At 53.6% G+C, this 20,181-nt stretch carries 20 protein-coding genes; 7 read left to right on the plus strand and 13 right to left on the minus strand.

The window, feature by feature from the left end:
- Positions 1-42: 42 nt before the first annotated feature.
- Both Q4606_RS03585 and tmpT read right to left on the minus strand, forming a co-directional pair.
- The gene (locus tag Q4606_RS03585) at positions 43-1,965 is read right to left on the minus strand and encodes a PrkA family serine protein kinase (RefSeq protein WP_303596560.1); all 1,923 of its coding nucleotides are present in this window, start codon (positions 1,963-1,965) and stop codon (positions 43-45) included.
- Between the two features lie 238 nt (positions 1,966-2,203).
- Complete coding sequence (tmpT, locus tag Q4606_RS03590; protein ID WP_303596559.1) at positions 2,204-2,857, minus strand: thiopurine S-methyltransferase; 654 nt, start codon at positions 2,855-2,857, stop codon at positions 2,204-2,206.
- A 73-nt stretch (positions 2,858-2,930) separates the two neighbouring features.
- Here tmpT and Q4606_RS03595 point away from each other — a divergent pair, with 73 nt between their 5' ends.
- Genes Q4606_RS03595 through lpoB form a run of 4 tightly spaced genes read left to right on the plus strand, consistent with a single transcriptional unit; the run spans position 2,931 to position 6,416 of the window.
- Entirely contained in the window at positions 2,931-3,866 is a 936-nt protein-coding gene (locus Q4606_RS03595; RefSeq protein ID WP_303596558.1) for a D-2-hydroxyacid dehydrogenase, read from the plus strand.
- A 53-nt stretch (positions 3,867-3,919) separates the two neighbouring features.
- Positions 3,920-5,395 (plus strand): COG3014 family protein, encoded by a 1,476-nt coding sequence (locus tag Q4606_RS03600; RefSeq protein WP_303606680.1) that lies wholly within the window; start codon positions 3,920-3,922, stop codon positions 5,393-5,395.
- Positions 5,396-5,411: 16 nt separating this feature from the next.
- Entirely contained in the window at positions 5,412-5,801 is a 390-nt protein-coding gene (locus tag Q4606_RS03605; RefSeq protein ID WP_303596556.1) for a YcfL family protein, read from the plus strand.
- Between the two features lie 12 nt (positions 5,802-5,813).
- On the plus strand, positions 5,814-6,416 hold the full coding sequence (gene lpoB, locus Q4606_RS03610; RefSeq protein ID WP_303596555.1) for a penicillin-binding protein activator LpoB: 603 nt from the start codon (positions 5,814-5,816) through the stop codon (positions 6,414-6,416).
- Between the two features lie 41 nt (positions 6,417-6,457).
- Here the strand turns inward: lpoB and Q4606_RS03615 are convergent, their stop codons facing one another.
- On the minus strand, positions 6,458-7,708 hold the full coding sequence (locus tag Q4606_RS03615) for an OmpP1/FadL family transporter (RefSeq protein WP_303596554.1): 1,251 nt from the start codon (positions 7,706-7,708) through the stop codon (positions 6,458-6,460).
- 193 nt (positions 7,709-7,901) lie between these two features.
- Between Q4606_RS03615 and Q4606_RS03620 the strand changes: the two genes are divergently transcribed.
- Positions 7,902-9,224, plus strand: coding sequence for a YihY/virulence factor BrkB family protein (locus Q4606_RS03620; protein WP_303606681.1), 1,323 nt, complete (start codon positions 7,902-7,904; stop codon positions 9,222-9,224).
- Here Q4606_RS03620 and Q4606_RS03625 read toward each other — a convergent pair.
- The 4 genes from Q4606_RS03625 to Q4606_RS03640 all read right to left on the minus strand — a co-directional run bounded on the left by Q4606_RS03625 (position 9,214) and on the right by Q4606_RS03640 (position 13,789).
- On the minus strand, positions 9,214-10,254 hold the full coding sequence (locus Q4606_RS03625; protein ID WP_303596552.1) for an HDOD domain-containing protein: 1,041 nt from the start codon (positions 10,252-10,254) through the stop codon (positions 9,214-9,216). The genes Q4606_RS03620 and Q4606_RS03625 overlap by 11 nt on opposite strands.
- A gap of 109 nt (positions 10,255-10,363) precedes the next feature.
- Positions 10,364-11,593, minus strand: a complete 1,230-nt coding sequence (locus Q4606_RS03630; protein WP_303606682.1) for a DUF445 domain-containing protein — start codon at positions 11,591-11,593, stop codon at positions 10,364-10,366.
- 96 nt (positions 11,594-11,689) lie between these two features.
- Positions 11,690-12,424, minus strand: coding sequence for a 16S rRNA (uracil(1498)-N(3))-methyltransferase (locus Q4606_RS03635; protein ID WP_303596550.1), 735 nt, complete (start codon positions 12,422-12,424; stop codon positions 11,690-11,692).
- A gap of 15 nt (positions 12,425-12,439) precedes the next feature.
- Positions 12,440-13,789 carry an adenosylmethionine--8-amino-7-oxononanoate transaminase gene (locus tag Q4606_RS03640; protein ID WP_303606683.1) on the minus strand — a complete coding sequence of 450 codons (1,350 nt, stop codon included), beginning with the start codon at positions 13,787-13,789 and terminating at the stop codon, positions 12,440-12,442.
- A gap of 244 nt (positions 13,790-14,033) precedes the next feature.
- Here Q4606_RS03640 and Q4606_RS03645 point away from each other — a divergent pair, with 244 nt between their 5' ends.
- Together Q4606_RS03645 and Q4606_RS03650 are read left to right on the plus strand one after the other, a co-directional pair.
- Positions 14,034-15,521, plus strand: coding sequence for a type VI secretion system PAAR protein (locus Q4606_RS03645; RefSeq protein WP_303606684.1), 1,488 nt, complete (start codon positions 14,034-14,036; stop codon positions 15,519-15,521).
- Positions 15,511-15,900, plus strand: coding sequence for a hypothetical protein (locus Q4606_RS03650; RefSeq protein WP_303606685.1), 390 nt, complete (start codon positions 15,511-15,513; stop codon positions 15,898-15,900). The genes Q4606_RS03645 and Q4606_RS03650 overlap by 11 nt, the downstream gene beginning before the upstream one ends.
- Positions 15,901-15,981: 81 nt before the next feature.
- On the opposite strand, the gene Q4606_RS03655 is transcribed toward Q4606_RS03650, so the two are convergent.
- The 6 genes from Q4606_RS03655 to metF all read right to left on the minus strand — a co-directional run bounded on the left by Q4606_RS03655 (position 15,982) and on the right by metF (position 20,169).
- Positions 15,982-16,365 (minus strand): type II toxin-antitoxin system VapC family toxin, encoded by a 384-nt coding sequence (locus Q4606_RS03655; RefSeq protein WP_303596546.1) that lies wholly within the window; start codon positions 16,363-16,365, stop codon positions 15,982-15,984.
- Positions 16,362-16,568: a type II toxin-antitoxin system VapB family antitoxin gene (locus Q4606_RS03660; protein ID WP_303606686.1), complete on the minus strand. Its 207-nt coding sequence runs from the start codon at positions 16,566-16,568 to the stop codon at positions 16,362-16,364. Before Q4606_RS03660 ends, Q4606_RS03655 begins: the two co-directional genes overlap by 4 nt.
- A gap of 200 nt (positions 16,569-16,768) precedes the next feature.
- A complete protein-coding gene (locus Q4606_RS03665) occupies positions 16,769-17,515 on the minus strand; it encodes an amino acid ABC transporter ATP-binding protein (RefSeq protein WP_303596544.1) in 747 nt (248 codons plus the stop codon).
- A 13-nt stretch (positions 17,516-17,528) separates the two neighbouring features.
- Complete coding sequence (locus tag Q4606_RS03670) at positions 17,529-18,200, minus strand: amino acid ABC transporter permease (RefSeq protein ID WP_303596543.1); 672 nt, start codon at positions 18,198-18,200, stop codon at positions 17,529-17,531.
- A gap of 93 nt (positions 18,201-18,293) precedes the next feature.
- On the minus strand, positions 18,294-19,052 hold the full coding sequence (locus Q4606_RS03675; protein ID WP_303596542.1) for a transporter substrate-binding domain-containing protein: 759 nt from the start codon (positions 19,050-19,052) through the stop codon (positions 18,294-18,296).
- 247 nt (positions 19,053-19,299) lie between these two features.
- Positions 19,300-20,169 (minus strand): methylenetetrahydrofolate reductase [NAD(P)H], encoded by an 870-nt coding sequence (metF, locus tag Q4606_RS03680; protein ID WP_303596541.1) that lies wholly within the window; start codon positions 20,167-20,169, stop codon positions 19,300-19,302.
- Between the last annotated feature and the right edge of the window lie 12 nt (positions 20,170-20,181).

Here is a 20,181-nt window from a genome sequence, read left to right on the forward strand (position 1 = left end):
GGGCAAGTATCGCGGGCGCGTTTACCGAGTCCGCTGCCACTGCTAGTGCGACTTGCGTACTCGCAGGTACCACTCGGCCAGCAAGCGCACCTGCTTCTCCGTGTAGCCCCGATCGACCATGCGTTCGACGAACTGCTTGTGCTTGTTCTGATCTTCCTGGCTGGCTTTTGGGTTGAACGAAATAACCGGCAACAGGTCTTCGGTGTTCGAGAACATCTTCTTCTCTATCACGCTGCGCAGCTTCTCGTAGCTAAGCCAGGATGGATTCTGTCCCTGGTTGTTAGCTCGGGCCCGCAGTACAAAATTGACAACTTCGTTGCGGAAATCTTTGGGGTTGCTGATGCCTGCCGGCTTTTCGATTTTCTCCAGTTCCTCGTTGATAGACGAACGGTCGAGAATCTCGCCGGTTTCCGGATCCCGGAATTCCTGATCCTGAATCCACAGGTCGGCATAGGTTACATAGCGGTCGAACAGGTTCTGACCATATTCGCTGTAGCTTTCCAGATAGGCCGTCTGGATTTCCTTGCCGATAAACTGCACATAGTGCGGAGCCAGAAACTCTTTGATAAAACGCAGATAGCGTTCGTGAGTTTCGGGCGCGAACTGCTCCTGTTCAATCTGCTTTTCAATCACGTAAAGCAGGTGCACGGGGTTGGCGGCCACTTCGGTGGTATCGAAGTTGAAGACTTTGGAGAGAATCTTGAACGCAAACCGGGTCGAAAGGCCGTCCATGCCTTCGTTAACGCCCGCTGCATCGCGGTACTCCTGGATGGATTTAGCCTTGGGATCTGTGTCCTTGATGTTCTGGCCGTCGTAGACCCGCATTTTGGAAAAAACACTGGAGTTTTCCGGCTCTTTGATGCGGGAGAGCACGGAAAACTGCGCCAGCATATCCAGTGTATCCGGCGCGCAGGGCGCACCGGCCAGAGAGCTGTTTTTCAACAATTTTTTGTAGATCTCGATCTCTTCCGTCACACGCACACAGTAGGGCACCTTGACGATGTACACCCGGTCAAGAAACGCCTCGTTGTGCTTGTTGTTACGGAAAGTCTGCCATTCCGATTCGTTGGAATGAGCAAGGATAACGCCATCAAACGGTACAGAACCCATGCCCTCGGTGGTGTTGTAGTTGCCTTCCTGAGTCGCAGTAAGCAATGGATGCAGCACCTTGATGGGCGCCTTGAACATCTCTACGAACTCCATGAGTCCCTGGTTGGCTTTACACAGACCACCACTGAAGCTGTAGGCATCCGGATCGTCCTGGGAGTAGTCTTCCAGCATGCGGATATTCACCTTGCCTACAAGCGCAGAGATGTCTTGATTGTTGTCATCCCCCGGCTCGGTTTTGGATACCCCAATCTGATCCAGCACCGAGGGATATTTTTTCACCACACGGAACTGGCTGATATCGCCGCCAAATTCATGAAGGCGCTTGACTGCCCAGGGCGACATGATGTTTTTCACATAGCGAGAGGGAATGCCGTACTCTTCTTCCAGAATGCTGGCGTCTTCGGCTGGATCGAATAAGCCTAGAGGCGACTCGTTAACTGGAGAACCCTTGATGGCGTAGAAGGGCACCTTTTGCATTAGGTACTTGAGCTTCTCTGCTAGTGATGATTTGCCACCGCCGACGGGACCCAGCAGATAAAGAATCTGTTTCTTTTCTTCCAGCCCCTGAGCCGCGTGCCTGTAGAACGACACGATATTCTCCACAGCCTCTTCCATGCCGTAGAATTCGGAAAATTCCGGGTATCGTTTAATGATTTTGTTGGAAAAGATACGTGACAGGCGGGTGTCACGGGAAGTATCGACAAATTCGGGTTCGCCGATGGCAATCAATAATCGTTCTGCGGCCGTAGCATAGGCCGTGGGATCCTTTTTACAGATCTCGAGGTATTCCTCAAGGCTGTACTCTTCTTCCTGGGTGCTCTCATACCGGTTTCTAAACTGCTGCAGTATGCTCATGGGTAGCCCCTCGCTCGCTGTTCTTCAGTTTTCAGTACACGCAATATCCCCGTTGCAGTTACGGTCGCCATGCTGGCGATTCGTTGGTTATGGGTTAAAGGAAAGGATGTTTTCGGCCGATCACGTTCTGTGCCGGATTCCGGCCAGCTCTAACTTGAGCTTAGTTCACGGTCACGAGGTTGGACAGGCAGTAAACGGTTAAGGTTCATTAAATTATGTTACCGCTACTGCCCCGGTGCTAGCGTTTAGTGAGCCGGAATACGCTCTCAGTTGCGCCTATCAGGCCCTTGCGTTTGGTGAACATGTGATCGTTGGGGAGGGTATTGGAAAGGACATGCTCGATGTCGTAGTCGGCAGAATAGAGCTCCCGAACTTCTTCGTCGCTGACGTTAAACGGCGGTGGGGTAATTCTGGTTTTGTAGTCCAGGGTAATGAGCAGAATCTTGGTGCCTTCCGGGATAATGGCCGTAAGGTGCTCGACATATTTCTTGCGCATAGGCTGGGGAAGGGCAATAAGTGCAGCGCGATCGTATACCAGACGGACATGCTTCAGGTCGTCCGGGGCTAACTGAAAAAAGTCGCCGGCCCAGAGTTGCAGATTGTCATGGCTGAAGGTTGTGAAAGGCTCGCCGGGATGAACCATGGCTTTTTCGCCGGCTTCTTCAAAGAAATCCTTGCAGGCGATCTCGCTCAGTTCCACGCCCAGGACAGCATGACCCCGGTCATGCAGCCACCACATATCGTGGGCTTTGCCGCATAGCGGAACGAATACGCTTTCGGTACCACTGCCGGAAAGCTCTGGCCAGTGGTCGTAAAGAAACTGGTTGACGGTGCCTTCGTGAAAGCCAATTTCCTTTTTACTCCAGCGCTCGTGCCAGAATTCGTGTTCCATGTTTCCGCTCTCTTATTTGGACGTTTGGTTCAGTCTACCTTAATCTCAGGCGATATTGATGAGGGAGAAAAGTATGAAAGCGGTATTTCTTGATGCGGCCACACTTGGCCATGATGTAGACCTTGCCGCTGTTGAGCGGGTTGCTGGCGGCATTGTTAAACATGACGCAACCACGCCAGAGCAAGTGGCCGAGCGGATCTGCGGCTTCGACACTGTTCTGGTTAACAAGGTTTTGCTCACCAGGGAGCATTTCGAGAATTGTCCGGAGCTGAAAACTATCGCAGTAGTGGCCACCGGGGTGAACAATATTGACCTGGAAGCCGCTCGAGAACATGGCGTCCAGGTTCTCAATGTGACCAACTATGGCCGCTCAACGGTGGCGCAACACACCGTGGCGTTGATGCTGGCTTTGGCAACGCGCCTGCTGGATTACGATCGTGATGTGCGTGCAGGGCGCTGGGCTGAAAGCGACATGTTTTGCCTGATGAACCACCCGATCATGGAACTCGAGGGGCGAACCCTCGGAATCGTTGGTTACGGAGATCTCGGCCAGGGTGTTGCGGAACGGGCAAGGGCATTTGGCATGAATATAGTGCTGGGCGCCCGGCCTGGACAGTCGGCAGGGGAAGTTGATGGGTACCCCAGGATTCCTATGGACGAGCTCCTCCCGCAAGCGGACGTTCTCTCACTTCACTGCCTGTTAACCGATGAAACCCGTAATATGATTGGAGCCAGGGAATTGCAGATGATGAAACCGGACGCGCTGCTGATTAACACCAGCCGCGGCGGGCTGGTCGATGAAGCGGCCCTGGCAGATGCGTTGCGAAAGGGCATTATTGGAGGTGCCGGGTTTGATGTGCTGACGGAGGAGCCGCCGCGAAATGGCAACCCCTTGTTAGCAGATGATATTCCAAACCTGATTGTTACGCCGCACTCGGCCTGGGCCAGCCGTGAGGCGCGGCAGCGAATTGTGGAAATTACGGCACGAAATCTTGCGTCGATTTCCTGACGCATCAAAGGACAGGGCCGGGCGGGAGATGATGGTTTGCAAGGAATGGTAGTTTGAAAAGCTCTTGGTACGTGGTTTTTGCGGCGATTTTGGCACTTCTTGTTTCAGGGTGCTCGTCGTTCCAACAACGTGATCAGCTTGCTTCTTTTAATTCAGCCTATGTTGCCGGTGATTACACGTCGGCGCTTAAGGCGATGAGCTTCCGTGAGTCTGATAAGAAACCTGTCGATTCCAGGGCGCACTTGCTCGAATTACTGCATCAGGGCGAAATGTACCGCCTGACAGGCCATTATGACGAATCTGTCAAAGCGTTCGACCTGGCAGAGGAGGGGATGAAATACCTCGATACTGAGGGCTTGCTGGCGAGTGCTACGGAAGGCCTTTTGGCGGTTATGGTCAATGACTCAACACGGGACTACGAGGCTTTGATGTCTGAGGCTGTGCTGGTGAATACCTATAAAGGACTGGCGTTTCTGGCTTCGGGCAATACCGAATACGCCCGGGTCGAGTTTAACCGGGCCGACGACCGGACCCGTCGCGCTGTTGATTATTTCCGCAAGGAAATCGCTGAGCAGCAGGCTGCCCTGAAGCGTGAGGCTCAGAGCGGGAACCAGAAAGCCTCGATGGTTCGCACCAGCCTTGGAGACAGCCGCTTTCAGTCAGCTGTTGATAACCAGTACGGTGCGACTTCGAGCTGGTCTGTTTTCCCTGAATTTATTGTGCCCTCAAGTACGTATCTCCATGGCATTTACTTTCTTGCGAATGCTGAAGACGCCGCAGATTATGAACGGGCGGTTACCTCGCTTGGTCGTGTTGCACAAATGAGCCCGGGGAGCAGGGTGCTGCAAGCCGATGCAGAGTTGGCTGCCGACCTCGCGTCGGGCAGACAGTCATTGAAAGAGTTGCCCCCGCAAGTATGGGTTTTGTATGAAAACGGGTTGGGGCCGGTTCTGCGAGAATCCCGACTGGATGTACCCTTGTTTATTGTGCGCGGCGCCCACCAGGCGCCCGCGTATGTGGGTATAGCTCTACCGGAGTATACTGAACGATCCGCTGTACCTGGTGGTCTCGGCGTGGTCGAGCCCACCGGACAGCTCGTTCAGACAGAAAGAATTTCGGACATGGGCAAGGTTATCCGTACCGAGATGAAAGAGCGGTTCCCGGGCATACTCTCCCGAGCTGTTGCGTCTGCGATAAGTAAAGCCGTTCTCCAGAGCGAGGCGGCAGATCAGTTTGGCCCCTGGGGCCAGCTTTTTGCTGCCGCATATGCGGTTGCGACTACTCAGGCCGATCTGCGCAGCTGGCAGGCATTACCTGATCATTGGGAAGCCTTACGTGTCGATCGCCCTGAAAGCGGGAGCATCACGCTACTGGATAACCGGGGAAAGGTGCTGGGTGAACTGGATATTCCACACCAGGCATTCACACTGGTGTATGTTAAGCGACCTACACTGAGTGCCCCTGCGACGGTTATCACTATGGATTTGCAGGGGAAAACTGAAGCGACATTAAGGCGCATGCCCGAGTGAGATGAGGAATCATGCTATGAAAACACTATTATTAGCCAGTCTGCTGATTTTCGGCCTGGCAGGTTGCGCCTCGCAGCCGGAAACTCATTCAATGAGTGAGAGGCAAAACCTTAGGGTAGACCCGGAAGTCAGCTACGCCATGACGGTGACAGAACTCTTTGATCAACGCCTGGCTCAACCCGGTGGTGATAGCCTTCTGCAAGTGCAGTTTGCGGTGGAAGCGAGGTCAGATGCCGAGCTTGCATGGACCGTGATCTGGTTTGACGACAATGGCATGGTTGTTAAAAGCGTTGGTGAGGGGTATCGCAAAGCAACCCTGTTGACTGGCCAGGTGCGCTACTTCGATGCCACTGCACCTCATGCCAGGGCCACCAGTTACCAGTTGCACCTCCGTGAACCCAAATAAAAGGAACTTCCTATGTTGATACGTGCTCTTGCCATTTCAGTCGGCCTGGCTGTTGTCGCCGGCTGCGCCGCACCTGCCCGCTATATTGACCCGGCTGCTGACGATGGTCCCGTCGCTATGACTATGGACTACCGGGATTTTGAAAAGGCGGCCACAGATGCTGTTGAGGACATGCTTGCCAGTGGCGCCGTAAACAATCCCGATGGTAGCCGTTACATCATGGTGGTCAGCCGTGTGACCAACGACACCATGCAGCGTATTGATACCGACCAGCTCACCAAAAAAATCCGCGTATCCCTTCTCCAATCCGGAAAGGTTGTGACCACCACAGCCGTCGGCCTCAACGGCGCAGAGGATGAAATGAACATGAAAGCGCGTGAGTTGCGCGATTCGGAGGAGTTTGATCAGTCAGGCGTTATGCGTAAAGGCACACTTCAGGCACCTGATCTGAGCCTTTCAGGAAAAATTCTTCAGCGTAATCATAAGGTGGGTAAGGAGCAACAGGTGGAATACTACATTCAGTTGTCCCTGACCGATCTCGAATCAGGCCTGGCTATCTGGGAAGGTGAAACGCCTATCATCAAGCGTGGCCCTGACAGCTCCGTTTCCTGGTAATCAGAAGAGGAGCTGTCACACCCATTGCTTTACTGTGGCGATTAAAAGACCCAACCCAGACTGGCGGAGGCGCCGATTTGGTACATTTCCAGGCTAATTGTCTGGTTAGGCGCCAGTGGGTTGGGGCCGGAGACTTCTTTCGCGGGCGAGAAGAAGGCCATTGCTGACAATTCCAGGTTTTCGCTGAAACCGTGAGTGAATCCACCCGTGAAGTGCCATTCCTGCACTCCCGGCGCGAGGATGTTGAATAAAACGTCTTCGGCGGAGATCGGGTTTTCTCCGTAGCTCACGCCAGCCCGCCAGGCATGCCCAGGAGTCTGCTGCCACTGCCATCCAAGTTTTACGATGGTCATGTCGTCCCAGCCGAACCCGGGCCCTTCATCTGTACCCAAAGATCCCGGTGTGATGGGCATTACAGAGTTGCCTATGCTGTTAATTTCGCTGTATCGAATATGCTGGATGTCCAATAGAAGCCAGTGATCCTGGATGCCTGACCAGGCAATGCCGGCATTGAACATTTGTGGAATGTCGAAGTCGCCTTGTTCTGCGAACAGTCCGCGATACTTGTCGAACTCTCCCATTTTCAGAATGTTGCGCCAACTGACACCACCCCGCAGGGTATCGGTGATTTTACCCTGCCAACCTATCTGGTACCCGTAACCCCAGGCGTCATCTGTACCATTATTGGAAAGTGCGTCAGCATCGGACGAAAACGGCGCAAAGCTCTGCAGCCCTTCCGCCGAAAAGCGCTGATAGGCGACTATTGGAGAAATACCGATGGCTTGATTGTCGGCAAACTCCCAGGACACCGTCGGTGCAATAAATAGCTGCTCAAGGTTCACCCCGGTACGGCCACCATAGAATGCCCCGCCGTTGTCACCCGAGTAGTCGGTGTTCATGCCCCCATTGGCAAAAATGGAAACACCTACAGCCGTGGTGTCTGAGACCTCATGGTTGAATCCGAAATGAGGGATGAGGAAGCCGTTTTTGCTGCTTTCGTAGGTGCCCGGCTGAAGAGAAAATGCGGGAGGGGGTGATAGAGGGCCTTCAACTGAATATTCTCTCCGTGGTGAAAATACCTCTATGCCGCCATCAATACGGCTGCCCACAAAGGCCATGCCCGCCGGGTTGGTGGAAGCAGCCATGCTGTCCTGAGACAAGGCTGAACCAGCGCCGGCCATGCCCATGCTTATGGCCCCGTAACCGTGACTGAAGTAACCATTCGTTGCCAGGGCGGCGGTAGGGAACAGTGTTGAAAGAGCAAAAGCTCCCAAGGCGGTTTTGATGCGCATGTAAAACCTATTTGGTTGGGCGACATATAAGATGTGAACGTTTTTACAGTCTTTTTGTTATAAGTGGAAGTAACTAATGTCGATATGGTTATATTGAACGAGCGCCTCGCAAAAAGCTGTTAATCCGTCATACTGGATGGAAAGCAGATATCTGACTGATAATCTGAACAAATCTGGACTAACAGGATCTAAAGTGGCTTCCTTCCAATTCAAAGAGCGACTCCAGGCTGCAGAAAGCTGGATTCTTGCAAACCCGAACCCGCCGCAAAGGTGGCCCTGGACCTGGCTCTATAAAGTAGGGCGCTCTGCTTACGCGCTGATGCGAGATGTTATCAGTGGGCAGCTGACCCTCCATGCCATGAGTCTGGTCTACACCACGCTGCTCAGTATTGTCCCTCTGCTGGCTCTGAGTTTTTCGGTGCTGAAAGCGTTGGGTGTCCACCAGCGCATGGAGCCGTTCCTGTTCCAGTTTTTTCAGCCCATGGGGCCTGAGGGTATTGAAATGGCCGAGCGCGTACTTGGCTTTGTGGACAATATGAAGGTGGGTGTCCTGGGCTCTGTAGGCCTTGCGTTGCTGGTTTATACTGTGGTTTCGCTGGTGCAGAAAATCGAGCGGTCATTCAACATGATCTGGCGAGTGCCGGAGATGCGGTCGGTCGCCCAGAGATTCAGCAATTACCTCAGCGTTATCATGGTTGGGCCGCTACTGATGGTCTCGGCCATTGGTGTCAGCGCAACTATCTTCTCTTCATCCATTGTACAGGCGCTGATTGCCATTGAGCCGTTTGGCTCGGTTATCCTCGTGGTCAGTCGTTTTACGCCGTTCTTTTTGGTGGTAGGCGCCTTTACGTTTGTTTATGTGTTCATGCCCAACACCCGGGTGAAGCTGAGGTATGCCTTTATTGGTGGTCTGGTTGCCGGGGTTTCCTGGCAAGCCGGTGGAATGTTGTTTGCCTCCTTTGTGGCCGGTTCAGCAAAGTACGCCGCCATTTATTCCAGCTTTGCGATCGGTATTATCATGCTGATCTGGATTTACCTGAACTGGATGATTCTGCTTCTGGGTGCGAGCCTGGCGTTTTACCTGCAAAACCCCGGTGCTGTTGCCAAGCATACCCATGTGCAATTGGCACCGGAGCTCCAGGAGAAAGTGGCTTTAGCCATGATGTGGCTGGTGGCGCGTCCATTCAATGAGGGCCACAAAGCACCGCAGCAGGAAGCTCTGGAACAAACCTTGAGGGTGCCGGGTGAAGTGACGCGCGGAGTCAGTGACAAGTTGATTCGTGCGGGGTTGCTTTCATTGGCGGGCAAGCAGGGAGATCAGCTTGTACCCGGGCGGGCTCTGGATCTGATTACGGTGGGTGATGTGCTTCAGGTGGTGCGCCACGATGAGGATCGGGTCGTTGATCGGTTGCCGCCCGTATTTCCTGTCGAGTTGCTCAAGGGCGAGCGCAAGAATGAATCCATGACATTCGCGGCTCTGCTGAAAAACGGCGCCCGGCCTGAGATCAGCCCCTAGCCCCCTGGTTGAGCAAAGCTTTCAGCGCTGTACGCACGCGACCGGTCTGCTCCGGGGTAAGGTGTACAATCTTGTTGAGATCTTCTTCGGGCAGATTTCGTTGGTGGGCGTGGCGCAGGACTTCGCGACTGCCTATTACCATGCCGTCGATCAATGTCGTTTCTTCCTGATCCGGGGCAGGGCGCTCTGCTGCCATCAGGTAAGCGTGGTACTTGGGCGGCAGGTTCCATTCGCTTGCAATTAGCTGGCAAGCCACCCACTGATAGCGTGAAATTGCGTTGCGTATCAATGCAGTATCGGGTTCATCGCTGCCACGTTGAGCCTTGCAAATGCGCTGAAGCTCCCGGCGAATCGTTATATAGGAAAGCGCCGGCAACAAGCCGGCCGTAAAAAGTGCACCTGTGTCTTCGTTGCGGATATCGGCGATAAACTCGGCAGCGCGTGCGCATGTAAGGCCCCAGGCCCAGGCCCTCTGGGCGAACAGCGCTTCCCGGCTGTTACGGGCGGCCATCATAGGGCGCATAACCGCAGCAGAGATCACATTTCGGATGCCGTTCATTCCGAGTACAAAGACAGCCTGGTCAACAGACTCGATGGTGTGCTCCCCGGTGCGGAAATACGGGCTGTTCGCAACTTGCAGAATCTGGTCCGTCAGAGCGGGGTCACCAAGAATAATCTGCGTCAGCTTATGACGGTCAGAACCCTCATCCGAGAGGGCTTTCATGAGCATGGGCAGCGTCATGGGCCGTCTCGGAACCTCTTCCATCGTGTTATTTGTAAGGCGGGATTGAAGCTCCTGAAGCACTGCGTCCCATGAGCTTGATTCTGAGTGCAGGTTTGAAGGCCCCGTGTCCAGAAGCCAGCAGAACAGGTTTTCTTCAAGTTGCAGGGTAAGGTCCTGGGTGTTCTCCGGTACTTCACCTTGTTCTGTGGTTTTCGCAGGATTAAACAGCCTGGCCTCAGCCATCGGAGAAGGTGGCGGTTCTGCTGTCTTGAAAAAGCCTGCAATCCAGGAAAAGAAGCCTGGCATCCACACCCTCCGGATCAATCAGTCGTGAAAGAGTACGCACTCATATTCCGCAGTATAGAGGTACACCGCAGGCTTGCACAGGCCAAACCCGTTAAGGCCAGTAGGGCGGTTATACCAGTGCGCCACCAAATACGAAAACAAGCTGGCATATACCTGCCGCACAGCCGAGCGTGGCACCTACCAGAATCAACTTGATCTCATCTTCCTGAAAACAGGGGCGCAGCAGATCCTGAAACTCTACCGATGACAGGGCAACCATTCGCTCGACCATAATAGACTCAACGGCGCGTGCGCGGTCGGTTTCGAACACCGGATTATTAAAGGATGTTTTAGATATCTCGATGGCTTTTTCGCCCACCTGGTTTTTGAGGGTGGCAAAACCTGTAGGGCCAAACGCCATCTGTGTCAGTGCCTTGCCCATGCCAGCCGTTTCGTCGACCAGAGGTTTGATGTGCTTTTTTACCATATTGCTGGCGCGGTCACCCTTGGGGCCTTCCAGAATAGCGTTGATAATATTCCCGACGGTAAGGATTTCGTGGGTCACTATGTGGCAGAAGGATTCCGCGACCTCGGGTTGCCGTTTGAGGAACAGGCCCTGAATGCGGAATGGTCCGATCTTCCTGGCACGCAAAGGCCGGAAGATAACATTCAGTGCAATCCAGTTGGTTGCCCAGCCCACTAATAACCCGAAAACGGGCAACACCCACCAGTTCTGATAAAAGTACCAGACGGCCATCTGAATCAGGCCGAACAGGAAACCGAAGTAAAGGCCGGAGTTTACAATGAAGCGGAATTCGACCTCGCCGCATTCCAGAAAGATGCGGTTCAGCAACTGTTTGTCTGCAGCCAGCCTCTCAATCACCATGCCTTTGATATCAAGCAGATCTTCGACGTTGTCAGATATGTCGTCCACCAGGTTGTCTACAAGCTGAGGTGTAGATTTACGCACCCGGTCGTAGACCATTTTTCGCGCTGAAGCGGGAAGGTTTTCCCAGAATGTGGGGTGCTCTCTAAGCATCAGTTCGTCCACGTATTCTTCAATGCGAGGCTCAACGGAGTGGACAATGTGGGTGGCGAGTACTCTGGGGTCAATCTGCTGGAAAATTTCCCGCACGGTGCCGATTTTGGAAATTGTAGCGTCGACACTGATAGCAGCCATTTTTCGGGCTTTTGATGGAATGATGCCCTGCCAGCCCAACAGGGGCGGTTTGCCAACGAACTCCAGTGGGAAGAAAGTCATCTTGATGGCGAGCCAGTTGGTGGTCCAGCCAATGAGTGCCGCAATAATGGGGATGCTGAGGTATTGCCAGAATTCTGGGTTACTAAACAGGCTTGTCATCCGGGCTCGTGCTCACTTTTTGATTATGTCTGTGGGATGGAGCATGTGTGGAAGGCCTGTGCCTGTCAATGACTCGCCAGCCCCTTAAAAGCGGCGCTAGTGCCCAATGTCACCCCATAACCAGTGGCAAAGGGCCATGGCTGCGACCGGTGCGGTTTCTGTCCTGAGAACACGGGGGCCAAGTGCCACAGGCATGAATCCGTCTTTCTCTGCGTGTGCAATTTCATCGGCAGTCAAGCCGCCCTCCGGTCCGATCATCAGGGCTATGCTGTCGGGTTTGGCCATGGATTCCAGTGACTGTTCAGTGCGGTGGTGTAACACCAGGCGCAGATCGCAGTTGTGGCTGTGCTCTAGCCACTGTGCCACCGTCATAACTGGCAGGACTTCGGGCACCCGGGCGCGACCACATTGTTCCGCGGCGCTTACAGCAATGGATTGCCAGTGACGCAGTCGCTTGTCTTCACGGTCGCCTTTGAGTTTTACCTCGCAGCGCTCGGTGGTGAGCGGCACTATGCGGGTGACGCCCATTTCCACCGCTTTCTGCACGGCATAATCCATTCGGTCGCCTTTGGAAAGGGCCTGGCCAAGAGTGATCTGCAGCGGCGATTCTGTGTGGTTTGTCTCGGGCGCTCCCACGAGTACTTCCACACGCTTCTTGCCCGCTTCAGTAATAGTGGCAGGGTAGTCCTGGCCATCGCCGTTAAACAGTCTCAGCTCCTGGCCTGGCTGCATGCGCAATACCCGGCCAACATGTTGGGTGGCGTTTTCGTCCAGATCCGATTGGTGGCCTTCGCTTAGTGGCGAATCGGTATAAATTCTTGGGATACGCATGCGTGTTTACCTTGGTCAGTCCCGAACGGCTATGTTGATGCCTTCGGTCGCGACCTGGGCCAGGTGGCGGATCTGGTCTTCGGTGATGACGTAAGGCGGCATGAAGTAAACCACATTACCCAGGGGTCGAAGCAAGGCCTCACGCGTGAGAGAGTGCTGATAAACGCGAACACCCCGACGCTCCTGCCAGGGAAAAGGCGTTTTCGAGGCTTTGTCCTTCACCATTTCCACTGCGAGCGTCATCCCGTGCTGGCGGATATCCCCGACGTTGGGGTGATCGGCAAGATGGGCGACGGAGTCAGCCATACAGGCTGAAAGCCGGCGGTTATTCTCAATTACATTATCGTCGCGGAAAATATCGAGTGTTGCCAGTGCTACTGCACAACCGATGGGGTTTCCGGTATAGCTGTGGCTGTGCAGAAAGGCCTTCAGGGTTTCGTAATCATCATAGAAAGCGTTGTAGACGGTATCGGTGGTCAACACTACGGATAGCGGCAGGTAGCCGGCGGTCAGCCCTTTTGAAAGGCACATGAAATCCGGGGTGATACCTGACTGCTCGCAGGCGAACAGAGTACCGGTGCGCCCAAAGCCGACGGCGATTTCGTCTGCGATCAGATGAATGTTATAGCGGTCACAGGCTTCGCGTAGTTTGGTGTGGTAAATCGGGTGGTGCATGCGCATGCCACCGGCGCACTGGATCAGCGGTTCCACCACAACGGCACAGATTTCCTCATGCTTCTCTGCCAGTAGCGTTTCCATAACCTCAAACTGGCGCAGGGCATAGGCTTCGTCGGTTTCGCCTTCTTCCTTGTTGTAAGCGTCTGGCGAGGGGGCGGTTAGCACTTCCATCAGCAATGGCTGGTAAGTGTCCTTGTACAAAGCAACATCCCCCAGTGCCAGGGCACCGAGGGTTTCGCCGTGGTAACTGTTGCTAAGGTTTACGAAGTTCTTTTTGCCGGGCTTTCCCAGGTTCTTCCAGTAGTGGAAGCTCATCTTGAGCGCAGCTTCGATGGCTGATGAGCCATTGTCAGCGTAAAAGCATTTATTGAGTCCTTCAGGCGTAACTTCGATGAGCCGTTCGGATAGATTGACGACGGGTTCATGGGTAAAACCGGCCAGAATGACATGCTCTAACTCACCGATCTGCTTCTGGATCGCAGCGTTGATTCTGGGGTTGGCGTGGCCGAACAGGTTTACCCACCAGGAGCTGACCGCGTCGATAAACCGGTTGTTTTCAAAATCCTCCAGCCAGACGCCTTCGCCCCGTTTGATCGGGACCAGAGGTAGAGTTTCGTGGTCTTTCATCTGCGTACAAGGGTGCCACACGGATTTCAGGCCGCGGGCGACAAGGTCGGCATTGCGCATATGGGAGCTCCGATAAGACGGTGGTTCTACAATGAAAAAGTCTGGCTGTTAACCTTTGGCGATAATACAGTTAACAGCGGTGCCTGGCCACTGTGATGCCGAGCACAGCCAGACCACCGAGGTTTTGCCTGGTTTGGCCTCTGCGCGCCTTCGGTATAAGATGCTCGTTCATACCGACAGAGCCTGGCTGGCTCGAAGATGTGCGGTCTGGTTTCAAGGAAGAAAATAACGCAAAGGATGCGGCATGAGTAAAGCAGCTGTGCTTCTCGGAGACATGGGCTCCGATCACGAAGGTTTCCCGCCTACGCCGGTTATTGCCGGTTCCCCCGATGTTCTGATTGATGGCAAACCCGTAGCCCGGGTTGGTGATCCACTGGCGCCTCACTCCAAGCCTAAGCACTCTTCGCACCCGCGCGTGATTGCTGACGGTTCTGGCACCGTGATGATCAATGGCATACCCGCAGCCGTAACGGGTAGTGCGATTTCCTGTGGGGGTGTAACGATTGGTTCAGGGTCGGTGGTGATTGGTGATACTCATACACCCGCCACATTCTCGGGGGTGTCACCGACAACATTATCCGAGGGAGGTACTTTTGCAGCCGCTCAGGCTTCGGCATTACAGAATAGAATAGCCCCGGCTAAAGCGGCTAGCCCGCATGCGTCTCCGCAGCAATCACCAGTCTCTGTCCAAAGCGTGCCCCCTGTCGAGGGTATTTCAGGCAACCTCGCCCAGAAGCCGGATCAGCTGTTGAGCGAACCGGGATTTCACATCGTGCGTCAGCCCATGAGCAAGCTCGGACTTCTTACGTTGCTCTATGGTGATGCATCAGCCAAACCAGATAATTTCGAACGCCTCAATCCGGGCCTGGGTAGCCGGGTGTTGCCTGGTGAAATGATCGTGATCGCTGACCCGAACAGCCTTGAATGCACGGTTGAGGAAAACGACCTGATGCAGGTGGCTGAGCAGGTGAATCAGGAAGTTCGACAACTCAGTGAGCCGGAAGCCCAGTTCATTGTAGATCACTACAATTTATTGGAAATGATGACCTCAAGCACCGCAACTGGACTTGGTGTAGGTGCCACAATGATTGGCCAGCAAATCAAGAGCATCAATGCCACATTGAAGGAGCTGGAAGTTCTGCACCAGGATACCTTCCGAAAACATGGAACACTTAGCCATTCGGAGTTTTTTGAGCGCCGCCAGCGACTGTTTACGAAGCTGGACTTTGCGCTCGGTAAAGTCGCCAGAAAAGGGATGTCTTTAGACGACAACGCGAAACTCAAGCGGGCATTGGGCTTGTCTTCCAAGAGCATTGTGCATGAGTGGAAAGCTTCGGGAGTTGGCGGGATTCCGGGTTATGGCACGCATTACGCGACGCTCGCAAATGCTGCGAAATATGCTCAGGGTGTGGGTTATGTGGCTTTGGGGCTCGATTATTTGGCCATGGATCGGCGCCTTGAGCAGGTTTGTACATTTGGCAGCCAGGAGCAATGTGAAGTAGCCAAATATCAGGAGTATGGACGTTTTTCAGGGAGTGCACTTGGTGGAGCGTTAGGCTCCACAGCAGCACTGGGCTGCGGCTTGCTTGGTGTGGCTTCTGCCGGGATCGGAGGTGTCGCCTGCGTTATTATCGTGGGTGGAATTGGTTCGGCGGTTGGGGGGCAGTTAGGCGGAACGGCCGGGGGAAATGCTGGTAATTTGATGAGGAAGGTCGTTACTGATGGAGAATAGCGCACTTACCTTTTGGGAATATGCATTGATGGTCTCGCTGCCAACCGGGCTGCTTTCCGTGATATTTATAGTGACGGTTGCATTTCCCAGAATTGCAGATGTGGAACGGCGAATTGGTACCGCAGGAAAACTGATTGATTCTGTGAGGCTGTCTTTCGGTGGTGGGCCTATAGGGCGATGGATGCGCTCGCTTCATGTGTTTGCTTTTTTTGCGTTTCGGAAAATCCCGAAATACGGATCAAAAATCTCTGCACGTTACGGTGATGAAGTCGAACCACTATCGTTGAGCCTCAAGTTGTGGGCGACTTTTCCGCACATCGTATTTTTTCTCTCTGGTATCGTGTTCTTTTCGGTTGGTCTTTCTTTGGATTTTAGTTGACGGATTCTGCGTTTGGTCCTGCCTGAAAGCTGGCGAAGAATTCTGCGCCTGGAGTTTGGTTATTTCTCAATGCCTGGTTGCCTACTCAGCTATTTCGTATTGATAGCCCACATCAAATCGCGACGCTAACGTCGCCAGGCGTTTATCAAAGGTCCATAGCCGGGCATCCGGTGTGATCAATGTGGATGCCAGCAGCGCGATATCTATCAAGCCACAGCCAAGACCGTAGAGTTGTTCCCGCTCAATTAGCTCTCTGACTTCGCTAAGGTTTGCCTGAGTTGCGGGCTGAAGCAAGCCGATATCGCCCAAGGTTTGTTTTCGTGGCGCGGGTGGTGTGCCGCAGGCCAGTTCGGCGATCACCATGGGGTGGGTGAGAGCTCTGTCGGAGAGCAAAAGGTGGGTGAGCACTATATTGCGGTTTCGGAAGTGGTCTACCCATACTGATGTATCAACCAGTACGCTCATGATGTAGGCGCGACTTCATGACGGCGAGGAATGGACTCCATGTCGGGGGTGTCACCACCAAGAGCAGCAAGGCGTTTGGCCGCGCGAACTCTTACAAACGTTTTGATAGCTTCCCGAAACAGCTCAGCCTTATCCATGTCGGGATCAGCCATGTCCAACGCCTGCTGGTAGAGTTCCTCATCGATGGTCACGGTAGTACGCATGAGCGTGTTATCCTCAGTTTTGATGACATATAGCATCATATATATCATCACGCGAGGAGGTGTTCAAGAAGTAGCCGAGTATGGAGTCTTTGCGCTGGTGATCTGTTTCTTTAGTGGAGGCCCTAAAAAAGCCCCTGTGGACGACAAAAGGTCCACAGGGGCTTGTTAGAAGCCTTGCGCATGAAAATGTCCGCAAGTGGTCAGTGCGCCAACACCCTCGATAGAAACGCCTGTGTGCGCTCATTTTGAGGGTTGTCGAACACGTCATCCGGCTTGCCTTCTTCCACAATCTGGCCTTCGTGAATGTATATCACGCGGTCAGCCACTTCACGGGCGAAGCCCATTTCGTGGGTAACCACCATCATGGTCATGCCTTCTTTGGCCAGTTCCCGCATTACATCCAACACTTCACCAATCATTTCCGGGTCCAGTGCCGAGGTGGGCTCGTCGAACAGCATCAGGCGCGGTTCCATGGCCAGGGCGCGGGCGATAGCAACCCGTTGTTGCTGACCGCCCGAGAGATGGCCGGGGTATTTGTCGGCCTGGCTGCCAATCCCAACTCGTTCCAGAAGGCGTTCAGCCGTTGCATTCGCAACTGTTTGGGATGTGTTTTTAACTTTCTGGGGCGCCAGCATGATGTTCTTTTTCACCGTAAGATGAGGGAACAGGTTGAACTGCTGGAAAACCATGCCCACTTCTTTGCGGATCTCCGCTAGCGCCTGCTGGTTACCGCCTTTCGGTGCCAGTGCCTGGCCGTCGACTTCCAGGTGGCCGGATTCGAATTCTTCCAGCCCGTTCACACAACGGATCAGAGTGGATTTGCCGGAGCCACTGGCACCGATAATCACCACGACTTCGCCCTGTTCTACCGTTAAATCTATATCTTTAAGGACATGTACCTTGCCGAAGTACTTGTTCATGCCCTTCATCTTTACAATCTGAGTCATGGGTCAGGTTCCTTCAGACAGAGGCCAGTCCACGCCGTTCAACCAGGCGGAGAATCAGAGACAGTGAGAGGGTAATGGCCAGATACATAATCGCGACCACAAAATACACCTCGAAGGCAGTGAAGGTGCTGGCAATGTAAACCTGGCCCTGACGAACCAGTTCGCCGACGCCAATGACCGAGAACAGCGAGGTGTCCTTGATGCTGACGATGGCCTGGTTGCCAAGCGGCGGAATCATGCGCCGGAAGGCCTGCGGCCAGGTGATTGACCAGAATGTCTGAGTGCGGGAAAGACCCAGGGAAAGCCCGGCTTCGGTCTGACCCTTGGCAATGGATTGAACGCCACCACGTACCACTTCAGAAATGTAAGCGCCTGAGTTCAGCGCGATGGCGGCGACACCCGCGGTAAGAGGATCGATAGGGCCGCCGATCAAGTCGGGCAGGCCATAAAATATAAAAAGAACCTGAACCAGAATCGGTGTGCCACGGAAGATTTCTATATAAGCCGTTGCGGGCCACTTAAGAAACCACTTTTTATTGATGCTCAACAGGCCGAAAATGATGCCCAGGGCAAAGCCGATAAGCAGGCCGCCAAATGAGATCATCAAGGTATAGGGGATCCCTTTAATCAGAAAGGGAATCGAGTCGATGGCTGCTTGCCAGTCAAATTGGAACTGGGATTCCACAGTGTGCGTCTCCGCAGGAGTTAGGGGCAGAAGACGCCGGGGCAAATAACCCCGGCGCTACAAAAGGAAAGGACCTGATGGCCCTTTCGGCCTTTACATGCCGTCAGGCATTGGGCCAAACCACTTTTCGTAGATGGTTTTGTAGGTTCCGTCTTCTTTCATGGCTGCGAGGGCTTCATTAACCTCGTCTACCCACTCACTGCCGTTTTTAAGCGCGATGCCATATTGCTGACCTTCGTATAGCTGGCCAACGGTTTTGACTTTGCCTTCACCCTTGGTGCGGGCAAAGTAGCCAACGTTCGGGGCATCGTAGAATACCGCGTCAACTGAACGGGACATCAGGGCCATGTACATATCCGAGCTGCCCGGATAAGGCGTTACACCGTCGTTTTCATCCAGATTTTTCTTCAGGAAGTCATAACTGGTACTGCCGATTTTGGAGCCGATTTTCAGGCCTTCCAGATCGGATATTTCTGTGACATTGTCGTTGTCCTGGCGAACCAGAATGCGCAGGCCAGAATCGTAGTAGGGGTCTGAAAAATCAACGATTTTTTCACGCTCGTCGGTAATGGTGATACCGGCAATGGCAATATCCACGTTGCCGGTTTGAAGTGCAGGGATAATACCGTTGAAGTCCATGGTGTTGATGTTGTAATCGAAACCGGCACGCTCAGCGACTTCGGCAATGATTTCCATATCGAACCCGATCATCTCACCGGTTTCCTGGTCCAGCATTTCGAACGGGACGAAGCTAGGGTCGGTAGCCACTCGCAGGGTTTCGGCGCTTACGGCGCTGGCGGCTACGGTAAGTGCCAGGCCAGTACCCATTGTTTTCAGCCATTTCGTGCTCATGCTTTCTCCTTTTCTTTCTTATGAGGCTCCGTTTGCCCGATAAGGCAGGCCGGGGAGTTCACTGCTGATGACTGTGATTCCCGGGGAGCATTAGTGAATGCGTCACGTACACTTTAGACTATTACTCAGGAGCGTACCCAATATCAACTGCTTGGGTTGTGCCCTGTAGCGAATGAAGGGAGTTTAGATAACCGGGTTATAGCCACGTGGCATAACCCGGTAATATTTCGAACGCTCTGACATGTAATCAGAATGCGATTTTCTCGCGCTCACTGATTCCAAGGTTTTTCCATATGCTGATGCTGGGTTCAGCCTGGTTCAGAGTGTAAAAGTGCAATCCCGGTGCACCGGCTTTCAGAAGCTTTTCACACATATTGGTGACGACTTCTTCGCCGAACTTGAGAATGCTCTCTTTATCATCGCCATAGGCTTCCAGCTGCTTACGAATCCAGCGCGGTATTTCTGCACCGCACATGTCGGAGAAGCGCACCAGGCTTGAAAAGTTCACGATGGGCATGATGCCGGGTACCACCGGAATGGTAACCCCGAGCTGTTCAAGCCTGTCGATGAAGTAGAAGTAGCTGTCCGGGTTAAAGAAGTACTGGGTAATGGCGCTGTTGGCACCAGCCTCTACCTTGCGGGCGAAGTTTTTCAGATCTTCTTCAGCGTTACGGGCCTGGGGATGGAACTCCGGGTAGGCTGCTACTTCGAGATTAAAGTGATCACCGCTGTGCTCACGAATAAACTCAACCAACTCGTTGGCGTAACGCATTTCGCCGGAGGCACCCATACCGGACGGCATGTCACCCCGAAGGGCGACAATCCGGTTGATGCCGTTCTCTTTATACACATCCAGCAGCTCAGCAATCTCGCTCCGCGTACCACCGACGCAGGAGAGATGTGGCGCTGTGGAAATGCCCTGCTTGTGCAGGTTGAGGACGGTTTCAATGGTGCGCTCCCGGGTGGAGCCCCCCGCCCCGAAAGTCACTGAGAAAAAATCCGGATTCACCCCGGCTAGTTGATCACGCACCACTTGGAGTTTTTCCTTGCCCTGGTCGGTCTTGGGCGGGAAAAACTCGAAGCTGAAACGGCGTTTGAACTGTTTCTGGGATTGCATCTTGTTACCTGA

The organism is Marinobacter sp. 1_MG-2023 (genome assembly GCF_030549045.1).
In the GTDB taxonomy this organism is placed as follows: Bacteria; Pseudomonadota; Gammaproteobacteria; order Pseudomonadales; family Oleiphilaceae; genus Marinobacter.

What these genes read in the sequence shown, in the direction of transcription:
- Q4606_RS03635 (WP_303596550.1), bottom strand. Translation starts at nt 12,424, where the DNA reads ATGCGTATCCCAAGAATTTATACCGATTCGCCACTAAGCGAAGGCCAC.
- lpoB (WP_303596555.1), top strand. Translation starts at nt 5,814, where the DNA reads ATGTTGATACGTGCTCTTGCCATTTCAGTCGGCCTGGCTGTTGTCGCC.
- Q4606_RS03640 (WP_303606683.1), bottom strand. Translation starts at nt 13,789, where the DNA reads ATGCGCAATGCCGACCTTGTCGCCCGCGGCCTGAAATCCGTGTGGCAC.
- Q4606_RS03655 (WP_303596546.1), bottom strand. Translation starts at nt 16,365, where the DNA reads ATGAGCGTACTGGTTGATACATCAGTATGGGTAGACCACTTCCGAAAC.
- tmpT (WP_303596559.1), bottom strand. Translation starts at nt 2,857, where the DNA reads ATGGAACACGAATTCTGGCACGAGCGCTGGAGTAAAAAGGAAATTGGC.
- Q4606_RS03585 (WP_303596560.1), bottom strand. Translation starts at nt 1,965, where the DNA reads ATGAGCATACTGCAGCAGTTTAGAAACCGGTATGAGAGCACCCAGGAA.
- Q4606_RS03675 (WP_303596542.1), bottom strand. Translation starts at nt 19,052, where the DNA reads ATGAGCACGAAATGGCTGAAAACAATGGGTACTGGCCTGGCACTTACC.
- metF (WP_303596541.1), bottom strand. Translation starts at nt 20,169, where the DNA reads ATGCAATCCCAGAAACAGTTCAAACGCCGTTTCAGCTTCGAGTTTTTC.
- Q4606_RS03650 (WP_303606685.1), top strand. Translation starts at nt 15,511, where the DNA reads ATGGAGAATAGCGCACTTACCTTTTGGGAATATGCATTGATGGTCTCG.
- Q4606_RS03615 (WP_303596554.1), bottom strand. Translation starts at nt 7,708, where the DNA reads ATGCGCATCAAAACCGCCTTGGGAGCTTTTGCTCTTTCAACACTGTTC.
- Q4606_RS03665 (WP_303596544.1), bottom strand. Translation starts at nt 17,515, where the DNA reads ATGACTCAGATTGTAAAGATGAAGGGCATGAACAAGTACTTCGGCAAG.
- Q4606_RS03625 (WP_303596552.1), bottom strand. Translation starts at nt 10,254, where the DNA reads ATGCCAGGCTTCTTTTCCTGGATTGCAGGCTTTTTCAAGACAGCAGAA.
- Q4606_RS03660 (WP_303606686.1), bottom strand. Translation starts at nt 16,568, where the DNA reads ATGCGTACTACCGTGACCATCGATGAGGAACTCTACCAGCAGGCGTTG.
- Q4606_RS03605 (WP_303596556.1), top strand. Translation starts at nt 5,412, where the DNA reads ATGAAAACACTATTATTAGCCAGTCTGCTGATTTTCGGCCTGGCAGGT.
- Q4606_RS03630 (WP_303606682.1), bottom strand. Translation starts at nt 11,593, where the DNA reads ATGACAAGCCTGTTTAGTAACCCAGAATTCTGGCAATACCTCAGCATC.
- Q4606_RS03595 (WP_303596558.1), top strand. Translation starts at nt 2,931, where the DNA reads ATGAAAGCGGTATTTCTTGATGCGGCCACACTTGGCCATGATGTAGAC.
- Q4606_RS03645 (WP_303606684.1), top strand. Translation starts at nt 14,034, where the DNA reads ATGAGTAAAGCAGCTGTGCTTCTCGGAGACATGGGCTCCGATCACGAA.